The sequence below is a fragment of the Microbacterium sp. C23T genome (genome assembly GCF_053345975.1).
This window is the reverse complement of record NZ_JBKFBD010000007.1, coordinates 65,884-76,390: the sequence shown is the minus strand read 5'-3', so window position 1 is coordinate 76,390 and position 10,507 is coordinate 65,884. Positions and strand designations below refer to the sequence as shown.

The 10,507-nt window shown below is 68.7% G+C and carries 8 protein-coding genes; 5 read left to right on the top strand and 3 right to left on the bottom strand.

The window, feature by feature from the left end:
* Nucleotides 1–20: 20 nt before the first annotated feature.
* Genes ACLBXX_RS05825 through rfbB form a run of 3 tightly spaced genes read left to right on the top strand, consistent with a single transcriptional unit; the run spans nucleotide 21 to nucleotide 2,477 of the window.
* On the top strand, nucleotides 21–608 hold the full coding sequence (locus ACLBXX_RS05825; protein WP_375871278.1) for a dTDP-4-dehydrorhamnose 3,5-epimerase family protein: 588 nt from the start codon (nucleotides 21–23) through the stop codon (nucleotides 606–608).
* Nucleotides 605–1,474, top strand: coding sequence for a glucose-1-phosphate thymidylyltransferase RfbA (gene rfbA / locus ACLBXX_RS05820; RefSeq protein WP_447657248.1), 870 nt, complete (start codon nucleotides 605–607; stop codon nucleotides 1,472–1,474). Before ACLBXX_RS05825 ends, rfbA begins: the two co-directional genes overlap by 4 nt.
* 4 nt (nucleotides 1,475–1,478) lie before the next feature.
* Nucleotides 1,479–2,477, top strand: a complete 999-nt coding sequence (rfbB, locus tag ACLBXX_RS05815; RefSeq protein ID WP_447657247.1) for a dTDP-glucose 4,6-dehydratase — start codon at nucleotides 1,479–1,481, stop codon at nucleotides 2,475–2,477.
* Between the two features lie 115 nt (nucleotides 2,478–2,592).
* On the opposite strand, the gene ACLBXX_RS05810 is transcribed toward rfbB, so the two are convergent.
* Nucleotides 2,593–4,791: a hypothetical protein gene (locus ACLBXX_RS05810; protein WP_447657246.1), complete on the bottom strand. Its 2,199-nt coding sequence runs from the start codon at nucleotides 4,789–4,791 to the stop codon at nucleotides 2,593–2,595.
* A gap of 310 nt (nucleotides 4,792–5,101) precedes the next feature.
* Between ACLBXX_RS05810 and ACLBXX_RS05805 the strand changes: the two genes are divergently transcribed.
* Nucleotides 5,102–7,012 (top strand): hypothetical protein, encoded by a 1,911-nt coding sequence (locus ACLBXX_RS05805; protein WP_447657245.1) that lies wholly within the window; start codon nucleotides 5,102–5,104, stop codon nucleotides 7,010–7,012.
* Between the two features lie 75 nt (nucleotides 7,013–7,087).
* On the opposite strand, the gene ACLBXX_RS05800 is transcribed toward ACLBXX_RS05805, so the two are convergent.
* Both ACLBXX_RS05800 and wecB read right to left on the bottom strand, forming a co-directional pair.
* The gene (locus ACLBXX_RS05800; protein WP_447657244.1) at nucleotides 7,088–8,389 is read right to left on the bottom strand and encodes a nucleotide sugar dehydrogenase; all 1,302 of its coding nucleotides are present in this window, start codon (nucleotides 8,387–8,389) and stop codon (nucleotides 7,088–7,090) included.
* A 51-nt stretch (nucleotides 8,390–8,440) separates the two neighbouring features.
* The gene (wecB, locus tag ACLBXX_RS05795; protein WP_447657243.1) at nucleotides 8,441–9,505 is read right to left on the bottom strand and encodes a non-hydrolyzing UDP-N-acetylglucosamine 2-epimerase; all 1,065 of its coding nucleotides are present in this window, start codon (nucleotides 9,503–9,505) and stop codon (nucleotides 8,441–8,443) included.
* A gap of 86 nt (nucleotides 9,506–9,591) precedes the next feature.
* Between wecB and ACLBXX_RS05790 the strand changes: the two genes are divergently transcribed.
* Nucleotides 9,592–10,452 carry a methionyl-tRNA formyltransferase gene (locus ACLBXX_RS05790; protein ID WP_447657242.1) on the top strand — a complete coding sequence of 287 codons (861 nt, stop codon included), beginning with the start codon at nucleotides 9,592–9,594 and terminating at the stop codon, nucleotides 10,450–10,452.
* The last annotated feature ends 55 nt before the right edge of the window (nucleotides 10,453–10,507 follow it).

Genomic DNA, 10,507 nt, shown 5'->3' with positions numbered 1-10,507 from the left:
CCGCTGATACGCTGGACCCCATGCAATTCCGCCCCCTGACGATCCCCGGGAGCTTCGAGTTCACGCCCCGGCAGTTCGATGACAACCGTGGCTCGTTCGCCGAGTGGTATCGCTTCGAAGCGCTCGAGCAAGCCGTCGGCCACCCTCTGGACCTCCGCCAGGCGAACATCTCCCGGTCGGCCAAGGGAGTCCTCCGCGGCATCCATTACGTGGACCTCCCCGGCCAGGGCAAGTACGTGACCTGCGCCTACGGCGCTGTGCTCGACTTCGTCGTCGACATCCGCGTAGGCTCCCCCACATTCGGCCAGTGGGACACGGTGCTCCTCGACGACAAGGACCGCCGCGCGATCTACATCTCCGAAGGCCTCGGCCACGCTTACGTGTCTCTCGTCGAGGACTCGATCGTCACGTATCTCTGCTCGAACGTGTACAACGCCGAGACCGAGGGGGCGATCCAGCCTCTCGACCCGACCATCGGCTTGACCTTCCCCGAGGAGCTGGGTGAACCCATCCTCTCGGAGAAGGACATCGTGGCCCCTACGCTGCAAGACCTCCTCGACGCGGGTTCGCTTCCCACGTGGGAGGATTCGCGAGGGTTCTTCCGATGAAGGGCATCATCCTCGCGGGCGGATCGGGCACGCGGCTGCACCCCATCACCCTGGGCGTATCGAAGCAGCTGGTGCCGGTGTACGACAAGCCGATGATCTACTACCCGCTGTCGACGCTCATCAACGCCAGCATCTCCGAGATACTCATCATCACCACGCCGCACGACGCGGACCAGTTCCGCCGTCTGCTCGGTGACGGTTCGCAGTTCGGCATCAGCCTGACCTACGCAGTCCAGCCGGAGCCGGCCGGTTTGGCGCAGGCGTTCACGATCGGCGCGGACTTCATCGGCGAAGACCGAGTCGCCCTCGCCCTGGGCGACAACATCCTCTACGGGCCGGGGCTCGGCCAGCAGCTGCGCCGGTTCAAGGACATCGACGGCGGCGCGATCTTCGCGTACTGGGTCGCGGACCCATCCTCGTACGGAGTGGTGGAGTTCGACGACAGCGGCGCCGCCATCTCGATGGAGGAGAAGCCGGAGAAGCCGCGCAGCAACTATGCGGTTCCGGGACTGTACTTCTACGACAACGATGTGGTCGAGATCGCCCGCAACCTCCAGCCCTCCCCCCGCGGAGAGCTGGAGATCACCGACGTGAATCTGGAGTACCTGGCTCGGGGCAAGCTCCGGGTCGAGGTCCTGCCCCGCGGCACCGCGTGGCTCGACACGGGGACGTTCGACTCGATGACCGACGCGGCCGAGTTCGTCCGGACGATCGAACGGCGCACCGGCCAGAAGATCGGGTCCCCGGAAGAGGTCGCCTGGCGGCGCGGATTCCTCACTGACGATGAGCTGCGCCGACACGCCGCGACACTACACAAGTCGGGCTACGGCAAATACTTCACTTCCATTCTCGAACAGGGGCGTTGATCCGATGTCGCGACTTCTCGTCACCGGAGGAGCCGGCTTCATCGGCTCGAACTTCGTGCACCACGTCATCGGTCATACCGACCATGACGTCACCGTGCTCGATGCCCTGACCTATGCGGGGAACCGGGATTCGCTCGAAGGGCTTCCCGCCGACCGCCTCACTTTCGTCGAGGGCGACATCACCGACGCGTCGCTCGTCGACGAGCTGTTCGGCCAGGTCGACGCGGTCGTCCACTACGCGGCGGAGTCGCACAACGACAACTCGCTCCACGATCCGCGGCCGTTCCTCGACACGAACATCGTCGGGACCTACACGCTCCTCGAAGCGGCGCGTCGTCACGGTCGCCGCTTCCATCACATCTCCACCGACGAGGTCTACGGCGATCTGGAGCTCGACGACCCCGCGCGTTTCACCGAAGAGACGCCGTACAACCCGTCCAGCCCGTACTCCTCAACCAAGGCGGGAAGCGATCTGCTGGTGCGCGCCTGGGTGCGATCCTTCGGCGTCGCTGCGACGATCTCGAACTGCTCGAACAACTACGGTCCGTATCAGCACGTCGAGAAGTTCATCCCGCGCCAGATCACGAACGTCATCCGCGGCATCCGCCCGAAGCTCTACGGTGCGGGAGAGAACGTCCGCGACTGGATCCACGCGGACGACCACTCGTCCGCCGTTCTCACGATCCTCGACCGGGGTCGCATCGGAGAGACGTACCTCATCGGCGCGGACGGCGAGCAGAACAACAAGGAAGTCGTCGAGCTCATCCTGGAGCTCATGGGGCAGCCCCGCGACGCATACGATCACGTCGTCGACCGCGCTGGTCACGACCTGCGCTACGCGATCGACTCGAGCAAGCTGCGAGACGAACTGGGCTGGACGCCGGCATTCGGCGACTTCCCGTCCGGGCTCGCGCGCACGATCGAGTGGTACCGAGACAACGAAGACTGGTGGGCCCCCTCGAAGCAGGCCACCGAGGCGTTCTACAGCTCGAAGGGGCAGTAAGCCCCAGAAGCCCTGCTGCGCCGGCCGACGTCCTCGTCGGCCGGCGCAGCTGCGTTCAGCGTCCGTTGCGCGCGCCGGACCGGATGCCGACCTGCCGCCCGAGCGCCTCGGACGTCTACCCGCGTGCTGCAGCGCGACGCCGTGCCAGGCTGCGCGCGATGGGCCATCCGACGAGGATCCCGACCGCGAGCACGAGAGCGGCGAGGCTCAGCATGTAGCCCGGGGGACGGAACTCGACGATCACGACGTCCCCCTCGCGCGACTCGGACAGATCGAGGGTGAGCAGATAGCCCCGCACGGGGTCGTCGGAGAGCGCTGCGCCGGTGACGAGGTAGCCCGGCCACGCCAGCCGGCTGAGCACGACCCGGGGGCTGTCGCCCACCCGATCCACGCGCAGGCTGACAGATGTCTCAGTCTGCGCGGTGACGGTCACCTCGGTGCCGCGGCTCGACCAGGCGAGACCTCCCGCCCGGGCGACGGGCTCATCGCGGCGCAGCTCCCACGTGTAGTCACCGTCGTCGGCGACGGACCAGCCGCGCGGCACCGGCGGCAGCGTCGACGAGAACGCGGACTTGATCACGACGACGGTGCTGACGGAGAGGAGGTCGACGACGGCGAGACCGGTGTCGGCGTCCGTGCTCATCAGCGTGTCGTAGGCGCCTGCGCACGTGGATCCGCGCAGGTCGGTGCACAGGTCTGCGGCATAGGCGCTGAACGGCAGCACCGTATACAGGCTCGACACGGATGTGGACGAGAGATACCAGAGATTGCCGAGGAGGATCTCGCCGAAGGCCGCCTCGTTGCCGCCGTCCTGATAGATGTTCCCGACGACGATGGCGTCGCCCGGCTCGTCGGGCAGGACCGATTCCAGATCCGCGACCTGGTGCGGGACCGCGAAGGTGGGCAGGGGCGTGGCGGGGAAGACCGCCATCTGAGGGGCCACCAGCGCTGCCGTGACCACGAGCACACCGCCCACCGCCACCGTCGATCGACGACGCTCCGACCACGTGACGCGGCGGCGGCTGGTCGCCACGAACGTCACTGCGGCGATCGCCACCGCCTGCACGAGCGCCACGCCGACGAGCGCAGCGGTCGACCCGCGGCCCGGGGTCTGCGTCCACGCGAGCCACGTCATGACCACCAGGACGACGAGGGCTGCCCACATCCTGCGTCGGGTCACCTGTGCCGGATAGGCCTTGGTAGCCAGGACGGCGAACAGCACGACGACTCCGATGGCGACGTACGGGATGAAGCGGATCGGCCACCGGATGGGGCCGATGTGGCTGGGCCCGAGCACCACGACGAGCATCACCCCCGTGACGACCATCACGGGAAGCAACGTGCGGGCGACCGCGCGCGAGCACGGGAGGAACAGCGCGAACATGGGGATCACCCAGGCGATGTACGGAAGCGGCGCATCGGTGAAGATTCCCGACCATGCCCCCACCGACCCTCGGGCGAGCGGCGCGGCCGCCGCGCCGAGATCGGTCAGATCCGCATTGAGGAAGCCGGAATTGGTGATGTCGAGGCCTGCCCGCTCAGTGACCGGCGCGGTCAGCACACCGGGGAGATACAGGGCAACCGTGAGGAGGCCGCCGTACACCGAGGCGGCGATGACACGGCGCAAGGCGATCCAGTCGCGCCTCAGGGCTTTCTCAATGAGCGTCACGACGAGGATCACGGCCAACACGATGACGCCGAAGACGTAGCCGAAGGCGATGAGGATGTATCCGCCGACCAGGTACGGCAGCGGCGACTTCGCGTCTTCGGTCGAGCGCCGCAGACCCCACCACGCCCAGGGGACGAGCGCCGCATTGAACAGGCCGGTCGCCCACGAGGCTGCATCCATGTAGACGGTGAACCCGCCGAGGGGGGCGAGCACGCCTGCGACCGCGGCCCACTTCGCATCCGCGCCGAACGATCGGGCGAGCAAGTACACGCCCAGTGCCATCACGGCAAGGAACGCCAGCTTGACCAGAGTGCTGTAGATCGCGGCATCGCTGCTCAGATGCGCGCCGACGGCGATGAGCCACACCACGGGGTTCAGCAGGCCCCATTGTCCCTCGGCGAGGTAGTTCCCGGCCTGCCACGCCTGAGGGCTCAGAATCGTGACGCTTCCGTCGAGGATCCGACGGCCGAGCTCCCACCACTGACCGAAGGCGCCGGTCTGCGTGTCGTCGGCGAAGTAGAAGGCCCGGGTTCCGGCAAGGCGGACGGCGCCGAGCACGAGGGTGATCAGAACGGCCGCCACAGGGTAGATCGCTCTGCGCCAGCGGGGCTCCGAACCGAGCTCCGTCGGCTGAGTGAGGGACATCTGATTTCCTGGTCTCGGGGTCGATTCACCCTACCAATCCGGTGGGGTCTCCTCGGAACGGCGCGAGCCGGGCCGCCGGATATGATTGTCGAGGCCGATTCCTCGGCCCCGCACTGCACCCGGTGCGCGTGATCTCGAAATCGTGCGGTGCACCGTGCCGCACTGCAGCGAGAGCTTCGCGAGGTGTCCCCCTGCCGGAGTGTGACAGCGCGGTGAGGCCCCGGAGCGGCGTGCAGCGGCGCAGGGAGCCCTCGCACGGCAGGTGTCGCGCGGGCGGGCCCGAGAAACGATCTTGACCGAAGGATTCCGAGTGTCCTCCCAGCACCCGCGGACGAAGGCCATCGCCACGAAGGCGTCCCGAACTGCAGGCGGCCCGATGCCGCACGGCGGTCGACAGACGACCCTGGCGTTCTGGATCATCACCGGCGGTATCGCCGCAATCGTGGCGATCACCCTCGCGGTGATCGTATACACCCTCAATCGCGGCTTCGACTGGAGTGACGAGGGCTTCGTCCACGTCATGAACTCGAGCGGCCGACAGGCCAGCGGCGAGTTCTGGGGCTTCCAGCTTCTGCTGCACCCGGTCTACGTCCTGTTCGGGAACAGCATCCTGGCGTTCCGAGTACTCCGCCTCCTCGGCTACATCGCCCTGTCGATCATTCTCGTGGTGATCGCGAGGAGTGCGTTGGAGGCAGTCGGCTTCCGACTCAAGCGTTCGAGCTGGATCCTCGTGCTTCTGGTGGCGCAGGCCGGGACATTCGCCGCGTGGAGCTATCCGCCCCGCTACCTCGGCTACAACGAGCTCTCCTCGTGGTTGACCCTGGTCGGCGGCGCGCTCCTCATTCTTCTGATCGTCCGCGGTCGACTTCGACCCGTCGCGCCCTCGACGCGCGAGGGGTGGATTCTCTACGCGCTGTGGGCCGCGGTGGGCTTCGTCGTCGGCACGCTGTTCGTCGCCAAGATCACCGGTGCGATGGTCTTCGGCGCGCTCGCGGTGATCGTCGCCCTGATGCCTTCTCGAGCAGGTCGTCGCTGGCCGAGGATCGGCTTCCTCGCAGCGGGCGTGGCCGTCGCGGCTCTCGTCATGCTGATCATCGGCGTGCCCATCGTCGCGTACACCCGATCCGTCGTCGAACTCCTGATCAATCCGGCTGCCCGCGAGGCGACCGGCTACTCCGTCGGCGGGCTTCCGCAGCTGTACCTCTGGTCCGCATCCACCACCCTCGGCGCGCTCGCGGTGCCGATCATCCTCGCCGCCGTCGCTCTGATGGTGAGCTTCGGCGTTCCCCGCGGCCGTGGCATCGCGCTCGAGGCGCGGGTCGTCGCGCGACTGGAGCAGGTGACGCTCGTGCTGGCGGCCGTCCTCCTCCTGATCGTGGTCTTCATCCCGATGTTCCCGCCGGGCGGTGCCCACATCTGGGATGCGCTCGGCATGAGCATCTCCTTCACCTTCTTCGCCGCCCTCCTCGCCCTCGCGGTGATGTTCCCGGGGACACCTGCACCGGGCGAGATCGTCGGCAACCGCACCGTGACGATGAGCGTCGTGATCGGGCTCTTCGCACTCATCCCCCTCGTGAGCGGCGCAGGCACGAGCAACTCGATCATGGGTCACACGGTATTCTCCGCGACGCTCTGGGCGGTCGGCGCCGCGGTGGCACTGGTGGCCCTGTGGGAGCGCTCGACGGCGTCGTCTGCCGTGCGCATGATCCCGCTCCTGCTGGCCGGCGCTGTCGTCGCCGCCGGCGGGCTCGCCGTGGCGGGGGATGTCTTCACGCACCCGTATCGCACCGCCCCCTATCTCGCTCAGAAGACGGAGGTGACGGTCGCCGACTTCCGTGGCCTGAGGCTCCTCGCGGACGAGGCCGAACTCGTGACCTGGTTGTCGGAGACCGGCGAGGAACTCGACGCCGCGGGCGTGCCTGCCCTCTCCATGTCCTCCCCCGGCTCCCTGTTGGCGTTCAACGCGAGCGGATGGGTCAACCCCTGGCCCGGGCCGGACTGGGCGCAGGCGATCACGCGGGCGTGCGGAGGTCAGGCACCGGAGGACTTCTTCGTGATCCAGTCTGAGAGCCAGGAGCCCGGCGTGACGATCTACGACCAGGTGCCGGAGGGACTCGAGGGATGCGGCGTGCAGTTCCCCGAGGACTTCGAAGTCGTCGCCGAACACCCCAGCGACAATCCCGGGCAGGATGTCACCATCTGGCGGCTCAGCGAGCAGTGAGCCTCACTCCGCCCGCCTGCGCAGACGACGAATCGAGCTCGCCGCCTCTGGCCGATCGACGGCGTCGCGGCGCGATCAGGCCGCCGAGCCCACCCCGATGACGAGCCGCGGCGTGTGCATCCACGCTGCGGCGTCCGTCGCGTTGCGGCCATCTACGAGCACCTTGATGCCGGGGAAGTCGCCCGGTACGAGCGCGCGGTATTCGGCGTGGTCGGTCTGCAGCACTGCGACGTCGATGGCATCGCCCAGCGAATGGGGCTCGAAGCCGAGCGCGCGCAGCTCATCGGGCGCGTAGAGCGGGTCGTGCACCCGCACGGTCGCCCCGCGCCGGCTGAGCGCCGCGACAGTGGGGAAGACACCCGAGAACGCCGTCTCTTTGACGCCGCCTCGGTACGACGCCCCGAGCACGACGGTCGACAGGCCCTCGAGCGATCCGAGGAGCGCCTCGGCCTGGGCGACGAGGCGCTCGGGCATCGTCTCGTTGTACTCGCGCGCGGTGCGGACGACCGTGGCGCCGGGATCGGTCGCGAGGTAGAGCCTCGGATAGACCGGGATGCAATGCCCGCCCACCGCGATGCCGGGCCGATGGATGTGGCTGAAGAACTGCGAATTGCAGGCCTCGATGACGCGGTGGACGTCGATGCCGTGAGCCGCCGCGAAGGTCGCGAACTGGTTCGCGAGGGCGATGTTGACGTCCCGGTAGGTGGTCTCGGCGAGCTTGGCGAGTTCGGCCGCCTCGGCGCTGCCGAGATCCCACACACCGTTCGGCTGCGCGAGGTCGTCGCGCGGTTCGAAGACGAGGACACACTCGTAGAACCGGCGAGTACGTCGAGCGCCCTCGTCCGACAACGCACCGATCAGCTTGGGGTAGCGCCGGAGGTCCTGGAAGATCCGGCCCGTGAGCACGCGCTCGGGCGAGAAGGCCACGTGGAAGTCGGACCCCTCGACGAGATGCGAGCCTGCCTCGAGCATGGGCTTCCACCGCGTTCGCGTCGTACCGACGGGAAGGGTCGTCTCGTACACGACGAGCGCGCCCGGCGTCATGGAGGCGGCGATGTCGCGGGTGGCGGCATCCATCCATGTGAAATCCGGCTCGCCCGTCGTCTCGTTGACGATGAGCGGCACGACGACGACGATGACATCGGCGCCAGGGATCGCGTCCGCGAAGTCGGTGGTCGCGCGCAGGCGCCCGTCGCCGATGGCCGCACGCAGCGCATCATCGAGGCCTGCCTCGAGCGGGTAGGAGCGTGAGAGCGAGTTGACGGCATCGACCGTCGCCTGCTGCGTGTCCACGCCGACCACATCGTGCCCCGAGGTGGCGAAGTGGACAGCGAGGGGCAGACCGATCTTGCCCAGTGCGACGACTGCGATGCGCATCGGGCAATTCTATGCGGCCCACTACCCCGGCTCTGCGCCGCCGGAGCAGCCTCAGGATGCCGCGTTGAGCGCCTCGACGACGCGCCGTGCGGCGTGTCCGTCGCCGTATGGCGTCGCGGTCGTCGGGGAGGGGCGGGGGCGGCGCACGGCCGATGCGATGTCGGCTGCATTCGGCGCGAGGATGTTCCAGCCGAGGTCGATCGTCTCGACCCATTCCGTCTCGGTTCGCACCGTCGTGCACGGAACACCGAGCAGGAACGCCTCCTTCTGGAGTCCACCCGAATCCGTCACGACGCCCGCGCTCCCGAGCGCGGCCGCGATGAGATCGGCGTATGCGAGCGGCGCCTGCGGGCGGAGCGTGCCGACGGAGAGGTCGATCCCCGCGGCGGCCGCCCGGGCCGCGAGTCGCGGGTGCGCGGGCAGCAGCACGGGCCGGTCGAGATGCGCGAGGGCCTCCACCACCTCGCGGAGCCGTGCGTGGTCGTCGGTGTTCTCGGCGCGGTGGATCGTGGCGAGATAGTACCCGCCCTCCTCCAGGCCGTTGCGGGCCGCCGCGTCGCCGATGCGGTCGCCGACGCCGGCGCGGACGCCGAGGAGGACGTCGGTCATGACGTCTCCGACGAGCACCGACCGTGCCGAGAGGCCCTCCGATGCGAGATGGCCCATGGCCGTCTCGGTCGGGGCGAGCAGTAGGTCGGCAGCGTGGTCGGTGAGCACCCGGTTGTGCTCCTCGGGCATGCGGCGGTTGAACGAGCGCAGGCCCGCCTCGAGATGCGCGACGCGCACGTGCAGCTTGACGGCGCTCACCGCGGCGGCGAGCGTCGAGTTCGTGTCGCCATAGACGAGCACCCAGTCCGGCGCGTGCTCCTCGATGACGGCGTCGAGCGCCCCGAGCATCGCTCCTGTCTGCACGCCATGCGAGCCCGATCCGACGCCGAGATGGATGTCGGGGCTTCCGATCCCGAGCTCGTCGAAGAACACGTCCGACAGCATCGGGTCGTAGTGCTGGCCCGTGTGCACGATGACGTGCTCGACGCCGCTCTCGCGGAAGGCGCGGGCGACGGGGGCGAGCTTGACGAACTGCGGACGCGCACCGACCACGCTGAGCACCTTCACGGTTCCTGAGTCTAGGCGGGTGCCGGGAGCCGAACGGGCGTCGCCCTATCCTGAAGGGACGCCATCACGCCGGAAGCGAGGGATCGATGACACAGGGGTTGGTCGTCCTCGGCACGAAGGAGCTCTGCGTCCGGCTCGTCGGCGCCCTCTCCGGCGCGGGCCTGCCGTTCACGGCCGTCACGGTCGACGACACGCCGGACGTGCGCAGCGAGCTCGAGCGTCTGCGCGCGGCGCGCGCGATCGTCGCCGAGAGTCCGCGGGACGCGTATCGCATCGCGCTCTCCCAGCAGCCCGCGGCCGTGCTCGTCGCCGGCTGGTACTGGCTCATCTCCGACGATGTACTCGAAGCCGTACCCGCGGGCTTCATCGGCCTGCACTACTCGCCGCTGCCGCGCTACCGCGGCTCGTCGCCTGTCGTCTGGGCGCTCCTCAACGGCGACCCCGAGCTCGGCTACTCGGTGTTCCGGCTGTCGTCCGGCATGGACGAGGGACCCATCGCAGCCTCAGGGCGGGTACCGCGCGGCGACGGCTACATCGGCCCGGCGCTCGACCGGCTCACTTCCGCGGCTGTCCCCGCACTCGTGGGGGTGGCGCGCGGGGTTCTCGACGGCACCGTCGAGTTCCTGCCGCAGCCGCGCGAAGGGGCCTCTTACGCGGCGCCCCGTCTCCCCTCCGACGGGCGCATCGACTGGACTCGGGCTGCGGATGAAGTCGAGCGCTTCGTCCGCGCGCAGTCCCGCCCATACCCGGGCGCGTTCACCGAGGCCAAGGGCGAGATCCGACGCGTATGGCGGGCGACCGCGACCGAGTTCCCGTGCTTCGGCGCGCCCGGTCAGGTGGTGCTGAGCGACGACGAGGCGCTCGTCGTCGCGTGCGGCCACGGCACGGGTCTGCGGATCGAGCGGGACCAGGAATGGATCGGCGTGCGCGGCGGACGCCTGTCCTGACACCCGTGCCTCGGCTCTCATGAGCCGTCGCCTAGGATGGGTGGGTCCTGCGGCC

Bases quoted from the DNA above. Each gene is read 5' to 3' on its own strand.
- rfbA (WP_447657248.1), top strand. From the start codon at position 605: ATGAAGGGCATCATCCTCGCGGGCGGATCGGGCACGCGGCTGCACCCC.
- ACLBXX_RS05825 (WP_375871278.1), top strand. From the start codon at position 21: ATGCAATTCCGCCCCCTGACGATCCCCGGGAGCTTCGAGTTCACGCCC.
- rfbB (WP_447657247.1), top strand. From the start codon at position 1,479: ATGTCGCGACTTCTCGTCACCGGAGGAGCCGGCTTCATCGGCTCGAAC.
- ACLBXX_RS05810 (WP_447657246.1), bottom strand. From the start codon at position 4,791: ATGTCCCTCACTCAGCCGACGGAGCTCGGTTCGGAGCCCCGCTGGCGC.
- ACLBXX_RS05800 (WP_447657244.1), bottom strand. From the start codon at position 8,389: ATGCGCATCGCAGTCGTCGCACTGGGCAAGATCGGTCTGCCCCTCGCT.
- ACLBXX_RS05790 (WP_447657242.1), top strand. From the start codon at position 9,592: ATGACACAGGGGTTGGTCGTCCTCGGCACGAAGGAGCTCTGCGTCCGG.